The sequence below is a fragment of the Halomonas gemina genome (assembly GCF_023554995.1).
GTDB classification, from domain to species: Bacteria; Pseudomonadota; Gammaproteobacteria; order Pseudomonadales; family Halomonadaceae; genus Halomonas; species Halomonas gemina.
This window is the reverse complement of sequence record NZ_JAMJPK010000009.1, coordinates 79,718-100,227: the sequence shown is the minus strand read 5'-3', so window position 1 is coordinate 100,227 and position 20,510 is coordinate 79,718. Positions and strand designations below refer to the sequence as shown.

General features: G+C 64.3%; 19 protein-coding genes. 6 read left to right on the top strand and 13 right to left on the bottom strand.

All coding sequences use genetic code 11. From position 1 onward, the window contains the following. Positions 1-5 precede the first annotated feature (5 nt). The 3 genes from clpB to rluD all read right to left on the bottom strand — a co-directional run bounded on the left by clpB (position 6) and on the right by rluD (position 4,649). Positions 6-2,588: an ATP-dependent chaperone ClpB gene (gene clpB / locus M8009_RS17415; RefSeq protein WP_250063511.1), complete on the bottom strand. Its 2,583-nt coding sequence runs from the start codon at positions 2,586-2,588 to the stop codon at positions 6-8. Between the two features lie 335 nt (positions 2,589-2,923). Next, a complete protein-coding gene (gene pgeF, locus M8009_RS17410) occupies positions 2,924-3,679 on the bottom strand; it encodes a peptidoglycan editing factor PgeF (RefSeq protein WP_250063509.1) in 756 nt (251 codons plus the stop codon). A 10-nt stretch (positions 3,680-3,689) separates the two neighbouring features. Then, complete coding sequence (gene rluD, locus M8009_RS17405) at positions 3,690-4,649, bottom strand: 23S rRNA pseudouridine(1911/1915/1917) synthase RluD (protein WP_250063507.1); 960 nt, start codon at positions 4,647-4,649, stop codon at positions 3,690-3,692. 125 nt (positions 4,650-4,774) lie between these two features. Between rluD and M8009_RS17400 the strand changes: the two genes are divergently transcribed. The 3 genes from M8009_RS17400 to brnA all read left to right on the top strand — a co-directional run bounded on the left by M8009_RS17400 (position 4,775) and on the right by brnA (position 8,158). Next, positions 4,775-5,593: an outer membrane protein assembly factor BamD gene (locus tag M8009_RS17400; protein WP_250063505.1), complete on the top strand. Its 819-nt coding sequence runs from the start codon at positions 4,775-4,777 to the stop codon at positions 5,591-5,593. A 364-nt stretch (positions 5,594-5,957) separates the two neighbouring features. Further along, positions 5,958-7,802: a sensor domain-containing diguanylate cyclase gene (locus M8009_RS17395; RefSeq protein WP_250063503.1), complete on the top strand. Its 1,845-nt coding sequence runs from the start codon at positions 5,958-5,960 to the stop codon at positions 7,800-7,802. A gap of 119 nt (positions 7,803-7,921) precedes the next feature. Next, positions 7,922-8,158 (top strand): type II toxin-antitoxin system BrnA family antitoxin, encoded by a 237-nt coding sequence (brnA, locus tag M8009_RS17390; RefSeq protein ID WP_250063501.1) that lies wholly within the window; start codon positions 7,922-7,924, stop codon positions 8,156-8,158. Between the two features lie 103 nt (positions 8,159-8,261). On the opposite strand, the gene M8009_RS17385 is transcribed toward brnA, so the two are convergent. Continuing rightward, complete coding sequence (locus tag M8009_RS17385) at positions 8,262-9,893, bottom strand: NAD+ synthase (RefSeq protein ID WP_250063499.1); 1,632 nt, start codon at positions 9,891-9,893, stop codon at positions 8,262-8,264. A gap of 101 nt (positions 9,894-9,994) precedes the next feature. Here M8009_RS17385 and M8009_RS17380 point away from each other — a divergent pair, with 101 nt between their 5' ends. The 3 genes from M8009_RS17380 (at position 9,995) to M8009_RS17370 (ending at position 11,860) form a co-directional block, all read left to right on the top strand. Continuing rightward, a complete protein-coding gene (locus M8009_RS17380; protein ID WP_250063497.1) occupies positions 9,995-10,309 on the top strand; it encodes a PP0621 family protein in 315 nt (104 codons plus the stop codon). A 191-nt stretch (positions 10,310-10,500) separates the two neighbouring features. Next, positions 10,501-11,046 carry a GspH/FimT family pseudopilin gene (locus M8009_RS17375; protein WP_250063495.1) on the top strand — a complete coding sequence of 182 codons (546 nt, stop codon included), beginning with the start codon at positions 10,501-10,503 and terminating at the stop codon, positions 11,044-11,046. Positions 11,047-11,275: 229 nt separating this feature from the next. Next, positions 11,276-11,860: a hypothetical protein gene (locus M8009_RS17370; RefSeq protein WP_250063493.1), complete on the top strand. Its 585-nt coding sequence runs from the start codon at positions 11,276-11,278 to the stop codon at positions 11,858-11,860. Between the two features lie 100 nt (positions 11,861-11,960). Here the strand turns inward: M8009_RS17370 and M8009_RS17365 are convergent, their stop codons facing one another. From M8009_RS17365 to ileS, 9 genes are all read right to left on the bottom strand, one after another. Beyond that, positions 11,961-13,127, bottom strand: a complete 1,167-nt coding sequence (locus tag M8009_RS17365; RefSeq protein WP_250063491.1) for a pilus assembly PilX family protein — start codon at positions 13,125-13,127, stop codon at positions 11,961-11,963. Between the two features lie 46 nt (positions 13,128-13,173). Beyond that, complete coding sequence (locus M8009_RS17360; protein WP_250063489.1) at positions 13,174-13,713, bottom strand: PilW family protein; 540 nt, start codon at positions 13,711-13,713, stop codon at positions 13,174-13,176. 2 nt (positions 13,714-13,715) lie between these two features. Continuing rightward, positions 13,716-14,111 (bottom strand): type IV pilus modification PilV family protein, encoded by a 396-nt coding sequence (locus M8009_RS17355; RefSeq protein ID WP_250063487.1) that lies wholly within the window; start codon positions 14,109-14,111, stop codon positions 13,716-13,718. 44 nt (positions 14,112-14,155) lie between these two features. After that, positions 14,156-14,635: a GspH/FimT family pseudopilin gene (locus tag M8009_RS17350; protein WP_250063486.1), complete on the bottom strand. Its 480-nt coding sequence runs from the start codon at positions 14,633-14,635 to the stop codon at positions 14,156-14,158. Between the two features lie 2 nt (positions 14,636-14,637). Next, complete coding sequence (locus M8009_RS19155) at positions 14,638-15,075, bottom strand: type IV pilin protein (RefSeq protein ID WP_347709849.1); 438 nt, start codon at positions 15,073-15,075, stop codon at positions 14,638-14,640. A gap of 290 nt (positions 15,076-15,365) precedes the next feature. Further along, positions 15,366-16,319, bottom strand: coding sequence for a 4-hydroxy-3-methylbut-2-enyl diphosphate reductase (gene ispH / locus M8009_RS17340; RefSeq protein WP_250063523.1), 954 nt, complete (start codon positions 16,317-16,319; stop codon positions 15,366-15,368). A gap of 258 nt (positions 16,320-16,577) precedes the next feature. Then, positions 16,578-17,039 (bottom strand): FKBP-type peptidyl-prolyl cis-trans isomerase, encoded by a 462-nt coding sequence (gene fkpB, locus M8009_RS17335; protein WP_250063483.1) that lies wholly within the window; start codon positions 17,037-17,039, stop codon positions 16,578-16,580. Positions 17,040-17,113: 74 nt separating this feature from the next. Beyond that, on the bottom strand, positions 17,114-17,602 hold the full coding sequence (gene lspA, locus M8009_RS17330) for a signal peptidase II (RefSeq protein ID WP_250063481.1): 489 nt from the start codon (positions 17,600-17,602) through the stop codon (positions 17,114-17,116). A gap of 70 nt (positions 17,603-17,672) precedes the next feature. Beyond that, positions 17,673-20,507: an isoleucine--tRNA ligase gene (gene ileS / locus M8009_RS17325; RefSeq protein ID WP_250063479.1), complete on the bottom strand. Its 2,835-nt coding sequence runs from the start codon at positions 20,505-20,507 to the stop codon at positions 17,673-17,675. Positions 20,508-20,510: the final 3 nt, after the last annotated feature.

The window sequence follows — 20,510 nt, the reverse complement described above, 5'->3', positions numbered from 1 at the left end:
CGGCCTCAGCTCTGGAACACCAGCTTGTCGCCTTCCGCCTCCACCTGGATGACGTCGCCCGGCGAGAACTTCCCGGCCAGCAGGTCCTGGGCCAGCGGGTTCTCGATGCGCGCCTGGATCGCCCGCTTGAGCGGCCGGGCGCCGAACACCGGATCGAAGCCCGCCTCGGCCAGCAGGGCCAGCGCCGCCTCACTGACCTCGAGGCGCAGCTCGTGCTCGGCGAGCCGCGCGCGCAGGCGGTCGAGCTGGATCTCGGCGATGGCCTGGATCTGCGCCTGCTGCAAGGCGTGGAAGACCACCACCTCGTCGATGCGGTTGATCAGCTCCGGGCGGAAGTGGTCGCCGACCACCGCCATCACCATCTCCTTCATCTGGGCGTAGTCCGCGTCGTCGCCGCCCATGCGCTGGATGATGTCCGAGCCCATGTTGGAGGTCATCACGATCACGGTGTTGCGGAAGTCCACGGTGCGGCCCTGGCCGTCGGTGAGGCGGCCGTCCTCCAGCACCTGCAGCAGGATGTTGAAGACATCGGCGTGGGCCTTCTCCACCTCGTCGAGCAGCAGCACCGAGTAGGGCTTGCGGCGCACCGCCTCGGTCAGATAGCCGCCCTCCTCGTAGCCGACATAGCCGGGAGGGGCACCGATCAGCCGCGCCACGGAGTGCTTCTCCATGAACTCCGACATGTCGATGCGCACCATCGCCTCCTCGGTGTCGAAGAGGAAGTTGGCCAGCGACTTGCAGAGCTCCGTCTTGCCCACCCCGGTCGGGCCGAGGAACAGGAAGGAGCCGTTGGGCCGGTTGGGGTCGGCCAGCCCAGCCCGCGAGCGGCGCACGGCGTTGGCCACCGCGGTCACCGCCTCGTCCTGGCCGATCACCCGCTCGTGCAGCGCCTCCTCCATGCGCAGCAGCTTGTCGCGCTCGCCCTCAAGCATCTTGGCCACCGGGATGCCGGTCCAGCGCGAGACCACCTCGGCGATCTCCTCCTCGGTGACGTTGGAGCGCAGCAGCTGGTGCTTGGAGGTGTCGGCCTCGGCCTCGCCGGCCTCGGCGATCTTCTTCTCCAGGTCGGGAATCACCCCGTACTGGATCTCCGACATCCGCGCCAGGTCGCCCTGGCGACGCGCCTGCTCCAGGTCGATGCGGGCCTTGTCGAGGGCATCCTTGAACTGGGCCGCGCCCTGGATGCTGGCCTTCTCGGCCTTCCAGATCTCGTCGAGGTCGGCGTACTCGCGCTCGAGCTCATCGATCTGTTCCTGCAGGCCCTCGAGACGCTTCTTCGAGGCCTCGTCGGTCTCCTTCTTGAGGTGCTCACGCTCCATCTTCAGCTGGATCAGCCGGCGGTCGAGGCGGTCCATCTCCTCGGGCTTGGAGTCGAGCTCCATGCGGATGCGCGAGGAAGCCTCGTCGATCAGGTCGATCGCCTTGTCGGGCAGCTGGCGGTCGGTGATGTAGCGGGTCGAGAGCTTGGCCGCGGCGATGATCGCGCCGTCGGTGATGTCGACGCCGTGGTGCACCTCGTAGCGCTCCTTGAGGCCGCGCAGGATCGCCACGGTGTCCTCCTCGGAGGGCTCATCCACCAGCACCTTCTGGAAGCGGCGCTCGAGGGCGGCGTCCTTCTCGATGTACTTGCGGTACTCGTCGAGGGTGGTGGCGCCCACGCAGTGCAGCTCGCCACGCGCCAGCGCCGGCTTCAACATGTTGCCGGCATCCATGGAGCCCTCGGCCTTGCCGGCGCCGACCATGGTGTGCAGCTCGTCGATGAACAGGATCACCCGGCCCTCTTCCTGCGACAGCTCCTTGAGCACCGACTTGAGGCGCTCCTCGAACTCGCCGCGGAACTTGGCCCCGGCCAGCAGCGCGCCCATGTCCAACGACAGCACGCGCTTCTCCTTGAGCCCTTCCGGCACCTCGCCGTCGACGATGCGCTGGGCCAGGCCCTCGACGATGGCGGTCTTGCCCACGCCGGGCTCGCCGATCAGCACCGGGTTGTTCTTGGTGCGCCGCTGCAGCACCTGGATCGTACGGCGGATCTCGTCGTCGCGGCCGATCACCGGGTCGATCTTGCCGCTGGCCGCCCGCTCGTTAAGGTCCAGGGTGTACTTCTCCAGCGCCTCGCGCTGGTCCTCGGCGTTGGGGTCGTCGACCTTCTCGCCACCGCGCACGCTGTCGACGGCGGTCTCCAGCGCCTTGCGGGTCACCCCCGCCTGGGTCAGCAGCTTGGTCACCGCATGGCCCATCTCCAGCGCGGCCAGAAGCACCAGCTCGCTTGCGATGTACTGGTCGCCGCGCTTCTGAGCCTCGCGGTCGGTGAGGTTGAACAGCTTGATCAGGTCGCGGGAGGGCTGTACCTCGCCATCGAAGTTGGCGACCTTGGGCAGGTCGTCGAGGTGGCCCACCAGGCCATCGCGCAGCCGGGCGGCATCGCCGCCGGCCTTCTGGATCAACGCCTTGACGCCGGTATCGGTGGCCTCCAGCAGCGCCAGCAGCAGGTGGCCGGGCTCCAGTTGGTTATGGCCGCGGCCCACGGCCAGCGACTGGGCATCCGCCACGGCGTTCTGCAGCTTAGCGGTGAACTTGTCGAATCGCATTCGCTTTCCTCCATCGGGGTGACGGCGCGGTCGGACGCACCGTTTGGCCCTGTCAATGTGTCTTGACGGTATCAATGGAGTCAGCGTGGCCGGCTTTCAAGTCGGCGGCCAGGGAAAGGGCGCAGGGGATTGATATGCATCAAGGAGTCGACGCGGCCAAGCGGCCAAGCGGCCAAGCGGCCAAGCGGCCAAGCGGCCAAGCGGCCAAGCGGCCAAGCGGCCAAGCGGCCAAGCGGCCAAGCGGCCAAGCGGCCAAGCGGCCAAGCGGCCAAGCCAGGATAGCGCAACAGCGCAGGGAGCAAGCCAAGGGGGGCCTTGGCGCTTGCAGCTCGGCGCTATCTCAACCAGATCACGCTGGCCATGCGGCCGGTGACACCGTCGTCGCGGCGGTAGGAGTAGAAGCGGGGCTCGCAGGCGGTGCAGAAGTGGCCGCCGCTGATATGGGAGATGCCCAGGCGCTCGAGGCGCAGGCGGGCCAGCTTGTAGAGGTCGGCCATGTAGTGGCCGAGCCGGTAGGGGCTGGGATCGAAGGCCGCCTCGGCCTCCGGGTGCACGCCGACGAAGGCCTGCTGCACCTCGGGGCCGACCTCGAACTGGGCGTTGGAGATCGCCGGGCCCAGCCAGGCCATCAGCTCCTCCGGCGGCAGGCCCATCGCCCCCACGGTGGCCTCGATCACGCCGCCGGCCAGCCCGCGCCAGCCGGCATGGGCCACCGCCACCCGCTCGCCGCGGCGGTCGCAGAGGAACACCGGCAGGCAGTCGGCGGTGAGCACCACGCAGGCGTAGTCGCGATTCATGGCCACGGCGGCGTCCGCCTGGGGCCGGGCGTTAGAGTACTCCTGCTGCACCCGGGCACCGTGCACCTGGTCGAGCCACAGCAGCGGGCGGCCGTCGCCCACCTCCTTCTTCAGCTGGCGGCGGCAAAGCGTGACGTGGTCCGGGTTGTCGCCCAGGTTCTCGGCCGGATTGAAGGCGGCGAAGGGGCCCTGGCTGGGGCCGGTCTCGCGGGTGGTGACGAAGGCCCCCACGTTCTCCGGTGCCGGCCAGTCGGGCAGGATCGGAGTCGGGCGCAGGTCGAAGGTATCGCTCATCACGGGGTCCTTAGCGCATGGTCTCGCGGTCTTCGCGCAGGTAGTCGAGCAGCATCAGCAGGTCATCCGGCAGCGGCGCGCGGAAGGCCATCCGCTCGCCGCTGGCCGGGTGCACGAAGGCCAGCTTGCGGGCATGCAGCGCCTGACGCGGGAACTCGCGCAGGATCTCCTTGAGGGTCTCGCCGGCGCCGGCCGGCAGCTTGAGGCGCCCACCATAGACCGGGTCGCCGATCAGCGGATAGCGCGCATGGGCCATGTGCACGCGGATCTGGTGGGTGCGGCCGGTCTCGAGCCGGCAGCGCGCATGGGTATGGGCGCGGAAGCGCTCCACCACCCGGTAGTGGGTCACCGCCGGCTTGCCCGAGGCATTCACCGCCTGACGCTTGCGGTCGCGCGGGTGGCGACCGATGGGGGCGTCCACGGTGCCGCCGGCGGTCATCACCCCGACCACCACGGCATCGTACTCCCGCGAGACCGTGCGCGCCTGGAGCTGCTCGACCAGCGCGGTCTGGGCGGCCAGCGTCCTGGCCACCACCATCAGCCCGCTGGTGTCCTTGTCCAGGCGGTGCACGATGCCCGCGCGGGGAATGGTCGCCAGCTGCGGGTCGTGGTGCAGCAGGGCATTGAGCAGGGTGCCGTCGGGATTGCCGGCGGCGGGATGCACCACCAGGCCCGGCGGCTTGTCGATCACCAGCACCTCGGCATCCTCGTAGACCACCGTCAGCGGGATGTCCTCGGGCTCGAAGCGGGTGTCGTCCTCGAGCTCGGCGGCCAGGGCCAGCGCCTCGCCACCGTAGACCTTGTCCTTGGGCTTGGCCGGCTGGCCATCCAGGGTCAGGGCCCCGCTCTTGATCCAGGCCTTGAGCCGCTCGCGGGAGAAGTCGGCGAAGAGTTCGGCGGCGGCCTGGTCGAGGCGCAGGCCCGCCATGCGTTCAGGAACGCGATGCTGGGCTTCGAGGGTCTGGGACATGGGTCGGGACAGGGCTCTCTGCGCACCGGGAGCGATGACTGCGTTTCGCCGCAAGGTGCTTTATAGTGGGCGGATATCGGCCGATTCTATCACGGCCACCCGGGTTGTTAGACACGAGGATCACGATGCGCGTTATCACCTCCCCCGCCCGCCTGGCGTCCCTGCTGCTGGCCGGCATCCTGCTGGCCGGCTGCGCCAGCAACGGTTCCGAAGAGGAAGACGAACTCGCCGGCGTCGCCGAGCGCCAGCTCTACGAGGAGGGTCGCGAGGCCCTGGAGGATGGCCGTTACACCACCGCCATCAACCGGCTCGAGGCCATCGATACCCGCTTCCCCTTCGGCGAGCATGCCGAGCAGGCCCAACTGGAACTGATCTACGCCTACCACGAGACCGACGACTGGGAAGGCGCCCGCGCCGCCGCCAGCCGCTTCATCCGCCTGCACCCGGACCACCCCCAGGTGGACTACGCCTACTACATGCGCGGCCTGGCCGCCTGGCAGGCGGGGCGCTTCAGCCTCGAGCGGCTGCGGCTAATCAACATCGCCAAGCGCGACCTTGGCGCCACCCGCGATGCCTATGCCGACTTCCGCGAGCTGATCCAGCGCTACCCGGACAGCCAGTACGCCCCGGACGCCCGGCAGCGCATCGTCTACCTGCGCAATGTGCTGGCCCGCCACGAGCTGCACGTGGCCGACTTCTACCTGCGCAAGGGGGCCTACCTGGCCGCCGTGGAGCGCGGCCGCTGGGTGATCGAGAACTACCCGCAGTCCGCGGCCACCCATGACGCCCTGGCGGTGATGGTGGAGGGTTACCTGGGCCTGGAGATGCGCGACCGCGCCCGCGAGACCCTCCAGGTGCTGATCGACAACGCCCCGAACCACGAGCGGCTGCGCGGCCGCACCTTCCGCCCGGAGCACGTCAAGGCCGACGGCCTCTCGGCCTGAGACCCGCCCCACCCCGCTGCCCCACCAGCCAGCCCGGTGGGGCGCTTCGTTGAAGCCCGCCGGTGCCCGGCAAGCACCCAACAGGGTATCCTTGTAAAAATTCTAGGATCATCGCATTTTGGCGTGAAAGAGGTGAAGGATCCCTGTGGGAGCGCAATTCATTGCGCGAATGGCGCCGACAGGCGCCCTAAGCTGAGTGCCCATAGCCGAGAAGGCCTCCGGCCTTCTTTCGCGATCTAAAGATCGCTCCCACCGGAGGGCGGTCTACGCCCTTTGCTGCCGAACAGCATCACGCCAGTCTGCGAAGAACCAAATTCTAATGGCCGAATGTCCCGTCCAGCGGGAAATGCCGACCCAAGCCCCCATGCCGACAGACACCCCCTCTCCAACGTCGCGCTACATACGGCGCCTGCACCTGCGCATCCGCTCGCTGGCCGCGCTGGGCATCCTGGCCACTGCCCTGCTGGCCGGGCTGATCACCGCATTGCCCTTCTATTACGCCGCGCACAGCGGCATCGAGCACATCAGTCAGCTCAGCGCCGAAGCCCAGGCGGAGGCTCTCCACTATCAGTTCAAGCGCTATCAGGATATTACCCGCCAGCTCACCGGCCGCACGGAGATTCGCCGCCGCCTCGCCGCCTATGCCCGCGGGGACATCTCGCGGGAAGCGCTCGCGGCGTTCACCACGCCGCGCCTGGCCGACGCCATGGCCCAGGCGCCGGACATGGCCGGCGTGCTCCGACAGGGGCCCGAGGGCGAGCTGATCTCGCAAATCGGCGAGATCCCGTCTAACGTGGTGCCAGCAAGCGCCCCGCAGGAAGGCTACCCCTGCCGGCTCGAGCTGCTGGACAACGGTGAGGTACTGGTGCAGAGCTGCTCGCCGATCGTCACGTCGGCAGGGGAGCACATCGGCCGAGATATCGTCTTCTTCCACGCCGAGCCGCTGCTAGCTCTGCTGGCCGATACCGAGCCCTTCGGTGAAGGCGCCAGGATGCGGCTGCGTTCCACCGACGGCCAGCAGGAGCTCACGCTGGGTCCGGAGGGGCCGGTCGTAAGCCGCGTCGACGCCCTGGAAAGCCGCGAGGAGACGATTCACGTCACCCTCGAGGCCTCACTGGGGGAGCAGGACTGGCAACTGCTGGTGGCCGTGCCGTCACAACGCTTTCGCAACGAAGCCCTGCAACTGCTGCTGTGGCCGGCGCTGGCCATCCTGCTGATGGCCCTGGCAGGTAGCTGGGGCGTCAATCGTGCCATGCACCCCCTGCTGGCCCGCGTGGACCGGCAGGCCCGTGAACTCGAGGGCTCGGAACAGAAGCTTCGCCTGGCCGCCAGCGTCTTTCGTAACGCCCACGAGGCGATCGCCATCACCAGCCCGAGCCATGCCATCATCGATGCCAACCCGGCCTTTGCCCGCCACCTGGGCTACTCCATCGAGGCCCTGATCGGGCGGCCAATGAAGGCCCTTCTGGCCTGGCACACCGACAGACCGGAGCTGCAAGATGGCCTGCAACAGCTGGAACGCCACGGGACCTGGCAGGGCGAGGTCCGCTACCGCTGCGCCAACGGAGACCTGCTGGTGGCACTGCAGACCGTGAGTGCCGTCCGCAACGGCGACGGCGACACGCTGCGCTATATTCATATCTTCAACGATGTCACCGAGCAGAAGGCCGCCGAGGAAGTAGTACGCCACCAGGCATTTCACGATGAGCTGACCGGGCTGGCCAACCGCGCCCGGCTGGAACAGCACCTGGACGAGGCCATTCGCCGATCGCGCCTCGCCGTCAGGCAGTTGGCCGTGCTCTTCATGGACCTGGACCATTTCAAGGAGGTCAACGACACCCTTGGCCACCAGGCCGGCGATACGCTCCTGCAGGCCGTGAGCGAGCGCCTGCAGGCCAACCTGCGCGCCGAGGACATGCTGGCCCGGCTGGGCGGGGACGAGTTCGTGATCGTGGTGGACCCCATCCAGGTCGCCGATAACGCCGCCAAGGTGGCCTCCAATGTGGTCGAGGCGCTGACGACCCCCTTCACCATCGACGGCACGCCGGTGACCATCGGCGTCTCGGTCGGCGTCGCCCTCTACCCGACGGACGGCCACGACAGCGACAGCCTGCTGCAGGCCGCGGACGAGGCGATGTATCGCGCCAAGGCTGCCGGGCGCAATACCTGGTGCTTGTACTCGCCACCGTCGGCCTTGCAGAAAGCGTGAGAAGAGGCGCCCTGATCACTCCTCTTGAAATAATCCCTTTTCTCTGGGGATAAAAAAGGTATATTTTTTATCCATGGACGCCTTCGAGTTCGACTCGCTCAAGAGTGAGGTGGCCCTCTGTGAAAGCCCATGATCTCGATAGCCGATTCGATGACGGTGATGACATCATCGATGAGCTCGACCTGACCCAAGCCAGGCGCCCGCTCAGAAAGCAGAAGCGCGTCAACGTCGATTTCCCGACCTGGATGATCGACTCGCTGGACCGGGAGGCCGCACGTCTCGGCGTCACCCGTCAGTCGATCATCAAGATCTGGCTGGCCGAGCGCCTTGAGCAGCATGGCTCACATTCGCATTGACCTTGTCCACACCTTAAAGGCAGAACGCCACCGCCCGGAAGAGCGGTGGCGTTCCTTTGAGCTCGAAGCTCGCGGCTCGAAGCCCGTGGCTGGCGCGTAGCGCCTACTCCCCCGGCTGCCAGCCGTTGACGATGGGGTAGCGGCGGTCGCGGCCGAAACCGCGGCGGGTGACGCGCACACCCACCGGGGCCTGGCGGCGCTTGTACTCGCAGCGGTCCACCAGCTTGACCACCTTGTAGACGTCCTCGCGGTCGAAGCCCGCCTCGATGATCGCCTCGGCGCTCATGTCGCCCTCGATGTAGCGCACCAGGATGGCGTCGAGCACGTCGTAGTCCGGCAGGGTGTCGCTGTCCTGCTGGTCCGGGGCGAGCTCGGCGGTGGGTGGCCGCTCGATGACCCGCTCGGGGATCGCCGGCGACTGGGTGTTGCGCCAGCGCGCCAGGCGGTAGACCCAGGTCTTGTAGACGTCCTTGATGGCGTTGTAGCCGCCCACCATGTCGCCGTAGAGGGTGGCGTAGCCCACCGCCATCTCGCTCTTGTTGCCGGTGGTCAGCACCATCAGGCCCTTCTTGTTGGAGAGCGCCATCAGCAGCACGCCGCGACAGCGCGACTGCAGGTTCTCCTCGGTGGTGTCGCGCTGGGTACCGGCGAAGCTCTCGGCCAGCGTCGCCATGAAGGCCTCGACCATCGGCTCGATGGGTAGCACCTCGTAGCCCACGCCGAGCATCTCGGCCTGCTCGGCGGCGTCCTGCTTGGAGATGTCCGCCGTGTAGTGATAGGGCATCATCACCGCGTGGACGCGCTGCGGGCCCAGGGCGTCCACGGCGATGGCCAGCGACAGCGCCGAATCGATGCCGCCGGAGAGCCCCAGTACCACGCCCTTGAAGCCGCTCTTGTTGACGTAGTCGCGCAGGCCGGTGACCAGCGCGCAGTAGAGGTTATCCTCGGGCTCGACGTCGGGCTCCGTCTCGCCCGGCTGGGGCACCCAGTGGTGGGCATCGCGCACGAACTGCACCGGCATCAGTCCCACCGCCCAGTGGGGCGCCTGCACCCTCAGCTCGCCCCTGGCATCGACGCAGGCCGAGCCGCCATCGAAGACCAGCTCGTCCTGGCCGCCGATCTGGTTGACGTAGACGATGGGCAGCTCCACCTCGCGGGCACGCGCCTCGAGCAGCGCCAGGCGCTCGGCGGGCTTGTCCTGGTGGAAGGGCGAGGCATTCAGGGTGACCAGAATCTGGGCGCCTGCATCGCGGGCCTGGCGGACCGGCTTCTCGCTCCAGATGTCCTCGCAGATCAGGATGCCGAGCCTGGCGCCCTTGTGCTCCACTACCAGCGGCTGGTTGCCGGTGGCGAAGTAGCGCTGCTCGTCGAACACCTCGTAGTTGGGCAGCGCCTGCTTGGCGTACTCGTCGAGCCACTCGCCGTTGTAGAGCACCCCCGCCAGGTTCCAGTTCTGCCCCTCCCGGCGCCCGGGGTAGCCGACGATGACCATGACGTCGCGGGCCATCTTCTCGGCCATGTGGGACCGGGCATGGCGCAGGCGAGTCTCCATGGAGGGGCGCAGCAGCAGGTCCTCCGGCGGATAGCCGGTCAGGAAGAGCTCGGGCAGCACCACGATATCGGCACCATGCTCGATGCGCGCCTCGCGCACGGTCTCGATGGCGAGGTCGGCGTTGCCGGGAATGTCGCCGACCAGCGGGTCGAGCTGAGCCATTACCAGGGTCAGGTCTTGCATGGGCTTGGAAATCTCTCGAGAATCGATGGATATCCGCCATTGTCCCGCAAGGGCGGCCGAGTGGCAAAGCCGGCCACCCCCACCTGGGAGTTCCACAAGGAATGAACCTGTTGCTGATTCGCCTGATCATCTTCGCCGTGCTGTTCTTCGCCGGCCTGAAGCTTTACCGCATGTACCGCGAATGGAAACTGGACCGCGACGACCCGCAGCAGGGGGACGACCAGGGCAACCGCATGGTGCGCTGCAGCTGGTGCCAGGTACACCTGCCCGAGGAGGACGCCCTGCGTGAGCGCGGCGACTGGTTCTGCTCCAGTGACCACCGCGACAAGTACCTGGCAGAAAGGAAAGAAGAGCAGAAGGAAGAGAAGCAAGAAGAGAATAAGCAGGGAGAGAACAAGCAGGAAAAGGACGACTGAAGAAGCACAAGGGCGGGGAGTGATCCCCGCCCCCTGCTGCTATCACCTTGGCCTCTCGACCGACGACGACCTCGCCGACCTCCCGCATGGATGGCGCACAGCCCCTGTAGGCGATCGCCTACAGCGTGGCATTGCCGCCCGGCTAGCCTGAAGGAAGGACCCATCGAACAGGCCACCGCCGGGAGGGCACCATGCGCCCTACTGTCAGTTCCCCGCTTTCTTCTCGCCAGCATTCTCGTCAGCAGGGCCTAACGCTGATCGAGCTGATCGTCGCCCTCGCCGTCTTCGCCCTCCTGGTCACCTGGGCGATACCGGGCTACCAGCGCTTCACCGCCCGTAACGAGGTCGCGGCCGAGGTGATGCGGCTCAAGTCGGCGCTGGCCAAGACCCGCAGCGCGGCCATCACCCGGCGCGCCACCGTCACCCTTTGCCCCACCCTCGACATGACCCAATGCCAGATCAGCAACAATGCCGAAGGCGATGCCTGGCGGGCCACGCTGGCCATCTTCGAGGGCCGCGGCGAAACCGGCGACGCGCTGCTGCGCACCTTCGGCGAGAGCCGCCTGCCGTCGCTGACCTACCGCAACGACGACCGCCCGGTGCGCTACAAGGCGCTGGGCCGCTCGAGTGGCCATAACGGCACCTTCCGCCTCTGCGGCCGACATGAGAGCGGCGCACAGGTCATCATCAACAATGTCGGCCGGGTACGCGTCGACCCCGCCCGGCCTGAGTGCTGAGCGACTCGCCCCCTCTGAGACACCCCCAGCACGGATCGCCAGCCGTGGGGCTGGCCCCTGCCCGGCCATGACATGGAGAGCGCCATGGCCTATCATTGCCGTCTGGGCCGTAGCGCCACAACCCGGATCGTTACGTTTCGGCCCATCGCAACGACACCGCCGCCCCTTGGCGTCGCTTCACCACGCTAGAAGCGTGCTCTATCCCCGACACGGAACCCGCCCGCCCCACATGATGCGTAATCCCTTCAAGAAGGCACCGATCAAGGCCTGGGTCATCAAGCAGATCGACGACGATCAGACCCTGCACCTGTGTGGCCAGGGGGTGCTGGAGTCGACCGAGAAGCCCAAGCACGTAAGGGAAGCGCTTCGCACCGGGCGCTATCAAGGCGGGGTGCGCATGGGCAACACGGGCATCGTGCTCAACACCCGCCGCATCGCCGCGGTAGTGCCGCTGGATCGTCTCAGGCTGGTGGATGACGGCAGAGTCGCGGAGTGGGAAGGCCGCAGCTGGGCCGTTTCCCAGGTGCCGCAGCGCTGCTGGAACTACGAGGGCCGCCTGGTCACCCAGAAGAACCCGATGTCGAACTCCCCGGCACTGATCAGCACGGAAGATGTCTCGACCATCCGCAAGAACATCAGCCGCGATGGCGCCCCGCCGGGCGAGGTCGTCTTCCGCCCCGCCAATGCCCTGGAAGACCCGCTGCAAGACACTCAGGCGGCCATCAAGGACGTGCAGGAACGGCGCAAGCGGGCTGGCAAGGGGTGGCGGGAAGATGGGACATGGGGGCCGGTTAACGAAGCGCCGGAAGAGTGATGTTAATTACGCCAAATTTAATCAAAAAAAACAATGAAGAACATAATACGGAGCTCCCTGAGAGGTCCAGAAGCAAGAACATTGATATTTATAGACTATATCACTTCCATTCTGAAATACTGAAGTCTCCTCCAGCGCCTGAACCTGAAGGGGATGCAATTGCACCAACACTCGCTAATGCTTCCGAGCTAAAAAGCAACGCGGGGTTACCGTTTTGCATATCGACATTAGCGTTTTCAGCAATTATTGCACCAACAACAGCAACGGTACCAGCACCTTGAGCCGGCCTAATATTAAAGGCAGCATCTTTTACCACAATAAGGCCTGTAAACTTAAAGTTTCCCGGCACATCCATGGAAATATTAACACCATTAATTACAACGATTCCTGAACTGGGCATAGAAAACTCTCCGCTAGAGCTTTCGTCCCAGTACGTTATACGCTCATCACCATTTGCACCTAGAGTGATCAAGTTTTCGATATCACCCTTCAACTTAGATTCTGGACCACCCTCACTGTCCCATTGAATTCCGTCTGGATTAAACCCCACATCTTCATAGCCGCTCCTATCTGTAACCGTCTCACCTTGAACATCCGCCTTCCCAGTATCTACTGAACCATCCGGAACAATATAAGCAGCTCTCTCATAGCAACCTGAATCGGCATTACATTCACTACCGCTAAAACCATCAGGATTTATGTCACCATCACTGATGCTTCCCTTCGTATCAACGTCCTCGCTATAATCTTTTCCTGATATAACCGTAGGGGGATTTTTTGCGAAAAAACCACATGAGAACCCAGTACAAGTCAAAGCAGCTTCGGGGGTGGGAATCAAGCCTCCATCATAATCCAGCTCTATAACAACGGGCTCACTTACCGAGACAGCGCCTTCATCAATTCCTCCCATTGCGACAATATAATATTTATCGTCAAGATTTACATGCCGGTAATAACAATTTACTTTATCACAGCCACCCTCCTTAGCCTCTTCATCGTCAAAATTTCCATTATTATTAAACTCACCCCAAGTTATGCCCCCCAAATCATCAAGCGATGTACCTGCAAATTTACCAGCCTCTTTTGCAGCCTCAAAGCCTGCAGATGCAGCATCCTCTGCCCCCATTTGTGCTACGGACTGTGCTTTATAATTCCCCGCCAACCGCTCATCAATCTGCGAGGACTGCATGCTAGACAGGCCGACCATCAGTGAAATGGTCAGCAAAGAAAGGACGACTATCAGTGCTGCGCCTTTTTGATGCTTCATTATAACGCTCCGGGAAGCCATGTCGGCTTCGTAGACACAATATCAATCAGGGGGTTACCGCGGCAGTGCGGTTGACTGCGTGGAACACCAAGGAGTCTTGTCCACCATTGGCCGCATCCGTTGGTACAAGCATTAACGTAACCAGGACACCATAGTCACCTACAGGCGTCACATTAAAACCATTTTCAGCAATACCACCTACGATTTCTTGATCTACACCACCGCCGCAGCTAACTTGGAGATAATATTTGGACGTGTTATCCACAGTTCGGCTGGCCAAACTATACACCTTTTCCACATTATCACCACCTGAACACTCATCGCGGTTAGGGACAGTCACCTCAAACACAGAGGAACTGCCTTCACCGGGTGCGGGTGAAGTTTTTGACCAATCCGCTCGCCGGATATCTCGAAGCAGAGTCTCAACAGCAAAATTCACCGCCGCCTGCTTTTCACTGAGGGTCTCTACCTGGCGATTGGTCTGAAAAACCGTGAGGAAAAGCTGACCGGCACCAAGAATGATGATCAGGCCAATCACCAACGCCACCATAAGCTCGACAAGAGAAAAGCCACTATTTCGCTTCATGGCTAGCTCCCCGGCAACCGAACCGTGTACTGAAAATCAGGATCACTCTCTTCACTGAACCTGCTGTCCGACCACTTGACTGATATATCAAATTCACAGTCTGCATTGGGAGCGCCTGCCGGTGTTACAGCTGCTTGAACAAGCCCTGGCAGATACCCTTCCCAAGTGTCGTACCAACTTTCATCTCCCAAATCTTTGGCATCAGACCAGGCCGGACAAGTCATACCTCCTACCTCCGCCATTCGTGCCCAAAGCCTTTCCTGTGCGTCCTGCGCCGCTAAACTGGCGATGGAGCGTTGATAGGCAGCGTGCGCGCCCTGCAACGCCTCGAGTTGCATGGCCGCCACGCCCAGCAGGCCGATGGAAAGAACAAGCAGCGCCACAAGCGCTTCAATCAATGTGAAGCCTTGTTGAAAAGCGACACGACGACTTGATGTTTCCCTTATAACCCGCATTCTTCTTTACCCATTCGTCCATATGCGCTTACGCTGATAACACTGCAGTTATCACTCCCCCCTTCAATTTTAACCTTGCAGCCGCTACCACAATCGTCATCAGTGGAAGTTCTACCCAGCGAATTGAAGGTGATGGTTTTTTTTACTACCGCAGTACCATCATAAAAAATATTTATAGTTTCATGCACGGAATCGGCGATGCGAATTTCAGCGCCACCATCATCCGCCACGGTATATTTCCAGGGCGGGGAGCCATCCTCTTGCTCCAAAATAAAGCTCACTTTTTCACGAGATTTAACAGCTTCGCTACGTGCCAGCGTCAACCCCGAGAGAATAGAGTTATAATCAGCAGCATGCCGTCCATTGGCCAGTAAACTCTGAAAACCCGGAACTGCAATCGTGACAAGAATTACCATCACGGCCAGTGTGACCAAAAGCTCAATCAAGGTAAAACCTTCACTCTTCATAGTTACCAACAATTCCCAGGATCAGACGAAAGACTCTCACCTGATCCCTTAGCACCGCTGCTTTTTACCCACAGCACTTCACAGTTTTCAGGTACCCTAGTACCACCAGATGCTTTCAACGTGTAAGTGGCACCTGACGCTGGAAGTTCTATCTTTGGATAAACGCCTTCGGGTGAAGATTTCGTTTTCAGGCAAGAACTTTTATAGGAATATTCTTCCGTATAGCATCGTTCCATTTCCCCAGCCGCCTGCATCAGCCCTGCTTGCCCATCAGAAAGCCTGCTGCGTTCCACATACCCCTGATAACTCGGAATCGCAATCGACGCCAGAATACCGATGATGGCTACCGCAATCATCAGCTCGATCAGCGTAAAGCCAGCGCTGCGCCGGGTGATGCCTGAGGGCCCTTGGGGCCTGGGTCGGGGATCTGTGAAGGTCACGCCGTGCGTCTCCCTGGGAGTCAAGGCATTTGTATCAGTATGTATCAAGATGTGGCGTTGCGATAGGGGCCTAGGTCGAAAACCTGAGAAGCATGAGCGATGGCTTACAATTTAGTTGGCACTGGCAGCGCAGGCAGTGGGGCGAGATCCGCCATCGCTGCGCGATGGATCGCGCAGCAAGCCGGAACGCCGGACCGTGCGCTCCCACGAAACCCCCTACCCCACAAAGCAGAGCGCCGACGTCAGATCCCTGACGGCGGCGCTCTGCTCCGTGCTATGCGAGAGGTTCGTTACTCGCTGGCGATGACGCGCTCGCGTAGCTCGCGGGGCATGGAGAAGGTGATGGTCTCCTCGCGGCCGGCGAGCTCCTCGGGGGCGGTGGCCCCCAGCGCCTGCAGTCGCTCGATCACGCCCTTTACCAGCACCTCGGGGGCGCTGGCGCCGGCGGTCACGCCGATGACGCCGGCGCCTTCCAGCCACGCCGGGTCGACCTGCTCGGCGCTGTCGACCAGATAGGCCGGAGTGCCCACCCGCTCGGAGAGCTCGCGCAGGCGGTTGGAGTTGGAGCTGTTGGGGCTGCCCACCACCAGCACCAGGTCACAGCCATCCGCCAGTTCGCGCACGGCGTCTTGGCGGTTCTGGGTGGCGTAGCAGATGTCGTCCTTGCGCGGCCCCTGGATCTCGGGGAACTTGGCGCGCAGGGCGTCGATCACCCGGGCGGTGTCATCCATGGAGAGGGTGGTCTGGGTGACGAAGGCCAGCTGGCTCGGGTCCTTCACCTCGAGCCTGGCCACGTCCGCCTCATCCTCGACCAGGTAGATCTGCCCGCCATGGGCGGTGTCGTAGCGCCCCATGGTGCCTTCCACCTCGGGGTGGCCCTCGTGGCCGATCAGGATGCACTCCTGGCCACGGCGGGCGTAGCGCAGCACCTCCAGGTGCACCTTGGTGACCAGCGGGCAGGTGGCGTCGAACACCTTGAGGCCCCGTCGATCGGCCTCCTCCTGCACGGCACGGGAGACCCCATGGGCCGAGAAGATCACGATGACGTCGTCGGGCACCTCGTGCAGTTCCTCGACAAACACCGCCCCCCGCTCGCGCAGGCTGTCGACCACGAAGCGGTTGTGGACCACCTCATGGCGCACATAGATCGGCGGGCCGAAGGCGTCCAGGGCGCCGTTGACGATCTCGATGGCGCGGTCGACGCCGGCGCAGAAGCCGCGGGGGTTGGCCAGCTTGATTTGCATGGTGTTGGGTTGCATGGGGGCCTTGCCTTGATGCTCTTGCATCGATATCTCATTGAAAACGCTAGCGGTGCCTGTGATGTCAGCCCCTGCCATAACGCCATTATCAGGTGCAGTGCCGCGCCCTTGGGGTCTGACCCCGCTGCTGCATAGTACACCAACCATTTGATGGTACTGAGACATCAACGACCTGGGGGTCAGACCCCAAGGGCTACGCCGAGCTCTCGGATGTCTCAGGGCGTGCCCCCCAAGGCATGTGTCTCAATGGGTGGTGGCGGGCTTCACGTCCAACACTTCCACCTCGAAGGTCAGGGTACGCCCCGCCAGCGGGTGGTTGAAGTCCACTTCCACCTGCTCGCCCTCGATGTGCCTGATCACCCCGGGCAGCTCGCCGCCGGCGGCATCGGCGAAGGACATCACCATGCCCACCTCCGGTTCGTCGCTCTCGAAGTCGTCGCGCTTGAGCATCTGGATGTTCTGGGGGTTGTGCTGGCCGAAGGCGTGCTCGGGAGTAATCTCGAAGCTGCCGGTGTCGCCGCTCGCCAACCCCTTGAGGGGATGCTCGAAGCCCGGCGGCAGGTTGCCGTCGCCCACCTGGAAGGTGGCGGGCGCCTTGTCCCGGGTGGAATCGACCACGGTGCCGTCTTCCAGGCTGAGGGTGAAGTGTAGGGTCACTTCCATGCCCTCGTCGATGCGAAGGCCCTGGGATTCCTGGTTGCTCATGGCGTGTCTCTCGAAGCGTGCGTGAAGGTCACGAAGGGTGTGCGGCTTGGACGGCCGGGGAGCGAGCGGGTTCCTCAGCCATGCCGGCGGGCCCGTCGCCGCTCGGCGAAGAGCGACTCCCAGATCAGGCCGATGGCCCCCAGGGTGATGCCGATATCCGCCACGTTGAAGGCCGGGTAGTACCAGCCGGCCGCATGGAAGGAGAGGAAGTCCACCACGTAGCCGTGCACCAGCCGGTCGTAGAGGTTGCCGAGCGCCCCGCCGATGATCAGCGCCAGCGACACCGCCAGCAGCGTCTCGTCGCGCTTGAGGCGGCGCATCCACACCGTCAGGCCGATGCTCGCTCCCACCGCGATGGTAGCGAAGAACCAGCGCTGCCAGCCGGGATGGCCGGCCAGGAAGCTGAAGGCCGCGCCGGTGTTGTGAAGCAGCGTCAGGTCGAAGAACGGCAGCACTTCCACCGGCCGAGCGTAGTCGAGCAGCCCGCTGGCCAGGTACTTGGTGCCGAGATCCAGCACGATCACCGCCAGCGCCAGCCATAGCCAGCGCAGCGGCTGGTGCATGGGCGCCCTCTCCCGTTCTGGCTCGGCGCCCTTCCCGGCTCTCGGTTCCGATTCGGCCATGGCGCCCACCTTACGCATAGCGGCGAGTTTCGCCGGGGCCGTCCGGCAGGTTGCTGATGCAGCGTCCGCAGAGGTCCGGGTGCTCGGGATGGGTGCCTACGTCCTCGCGGTGGTGCCAGCAGCGCTCGCACTTGCTGTTGGCGCTCTCGGCCACGGCCACCTTGAGCCCCTCGAGCTCGGTGGCCTCGGCGCCCTCGCCCTCGGCGAGCGGCTTGAGCGTCACCTCGCTGGTCAGCATCACGAAGCGCAGCTCGTCGCCCAGCTTGGCGAGCGTGGCCTGCAGGGCGTCATCCACGTAGAGGGTGACGTCGGCGGCCAGGCTGCCCTTGATGGTCTTGGCGTTGCGCGCGTCCTCCAGGCACTTGTTGACCGCCTGCTTGACCTCGAGCACCTGCTCCCAGAAGTCGCGGCCCATGGCGGCGTCATCGGCGAGCGTCTCGAGCCCCGTGTAGTACTCGGCCAACAGCACGCTGTCGCCGCGCTGGCCCGGGATGTTCTCGAAGATCTCCTCGGCGGTGAAGGAGAGGATCGGCGCCACCCAGCGCACCAGTGCCTCCACCACGTGGTAGAGCGCGGTCTGGGCGCTGCGGCGCGCCACGGAGTCCGCCTGGGTGGTGTACTGGCGATCCTTGATCACGTCCAGATAGAAGCCGCCCAACTCCCGGGCGCAGAAGCCGTGCACCTGCTGGTAGACGTCGAGGAAGCGGTACTCCTCATAGGCGGTCTCGATACGCGCCTGCAGCTGGGCGGCACGATCCACCACCCACTGGTCGAGGGCCAGCATCTCGTCGAAGGGCAGCGCATCGCGCTCCGGGGCGAAGCCGTTGAGGTTGGCGAGCAGGAAGCGCGAGGTGTTGCGGATGCGCCGGTAGACGTCCGCGGTGCGCTTGAGGATCTCGTCGGAAACCGCCATCTCGCCGGAGTAGTCGGTGGAGGCCGTCCACAGGCGCAGGATGTCGGCGCCGAGCTTGTCCATCACCTCCTGGGGCGCCACCACGTTGCCCACCGACTTGGACATCTTGCGGCCCTGGGCATCCACGGTGAAGCCGTGGGTGAGCAGGCCGCGGTACGGCGGGTGGCCGTCGATGGCGCAGCCGGTGAGCAGCGAGGAGTGGAACCAGCCGCGGTGCTGGTCGGAGCCCTCCAGGTAGAGATCGGCGATCGGGCCGCTCTCGTGGCCGTGGGGGTGCGAGCCGCGCAGCACGTGGCGGTGGGTGGTACCGGAGTCGAACCAGACATCCAGGGTGTCGGTGACCTTGTCATAGTCGGCGGCCTCCTCGCCCAGCAGCTCGGCGGGGTCGAGGCGGAACCAGGCGTCGATGCCCTCGGCCTCGACGCGCTTGGCGGCCTCTTCCATCAGCGCCACGGTGCGCGGGTGAAGCTCGCCGCTGGCCTTGTGCAGGAAGAAGGGGATCGGCACGCCCCAGTTGCGCTGGCGGGAGATGCACCAGTCCGGGCGGTTGGCGATCATGCTGTGCAGGCGCGCCTTGCCCCAGGCCGGGGTGAAGGTGGTGGCCTCGATGCCCTCCAGCGCCCGCTCGCGCAGGGTCTTGCCGTCCTTGCCCTGCACGTCCATGCCCACGAACCACTGGGCGGTGGCGCGGTAGATCACCGGGGTCTTGTGGCGCCAGCAGTGCATGTAGCTGTGGGTGATCGGTTCGTGATGCATCAGCGCCCCGACCTCACGCAGCTTGTCGACGATACGGGGGTTGGCCTTCCAGATCATCTGGCCGCCGAAGAACGGCAGGTCATCGGCGTAGACGCCGTTGCCCTGCACCGGGCTCAAGATCTCCTCGAAGGTCATGCCGTGCTCGCGGCAGGTGACGAAGTCATCCATGCCGTAGGCGGGAGCCGAGTGGACGATGCCGGTGCTGCCCACCTCCGCTTCCACGTAGTCGGCCAGGTAGACCGGCGACAGGCGATCATAGAAGGGGTGGCGGAAGCGGATGCCGTCGAAGGCATCACCCTTGGCGGTGGCGATCACCTCGCCCGTGAGGCCGAAGCGTTCGAGGCAGCTCTCCACCAGCTCTTCCACCAGCACCAGCAGCCGCTCGCCGGTATCCACCAGGGCGTAGGTGAACTCCGGGTGCATGTTGAGCGCCTGGTTGGCGGGGATGGTCCAGGGCGTGGTGGTCCAGATCACCACGGCGGCGGGCTTCGGCAGTTCACTCAGGCCGAAGGCCCCGGCCAGCTTGTCGGCATCTTCCACCGGGAAGGCCACGTCGATGGCGTCGGACTTCTTGTCCTGGTACTCCACCTCGGCCTCGGCCAGCGCCGAGCCGCAGTCGAAGCACCAGTTGACGGGCTTCAGGCCCTTGAACACATAGCCGGCCTCGACCATGTCGGCGAGCGCACGGATCTCGCCGGCCTCGTTGGCGTAGTCCATGGAGCGGTAGGGGTTGTCCCAGTCGCCGATCACGCCCAGGCGCACGAAGTCCTTGAGCTGCTCCTGGATCTGCGCGGAGGCGTACTCGCGGCACAGCGCCCGAGCACGCTCCGGCTCGAGGTGTTTGCCGTGGGTGGTCTCCACCTTGTGCTCGATGGGCAGGCCATGGCAGTCCCAGCCGGGCACGTAGGGGGCATCGAAGCCGGCCAGGTTCTTCGACTTGACGATGATGTCCTTGAGAATCTTGTTGACGGCGTGACCGATGTGGATGCTGCCGTTGGCGTAGGGAGGGCCGTCGTGCAGCACGAACAGTTCCCGACCACGGCGCTCCTCGCGCAGGCGATGGTAGAGGTCCATCTCCTTCCACTGCGCCACCCGGGCAGGTTCCTTTTTCGGGAGCATGCCGCGCATGGGGAAATCGGTTTCTGGCAGGTTCAGAGTGTGCTTGTAGTCGCTCATATC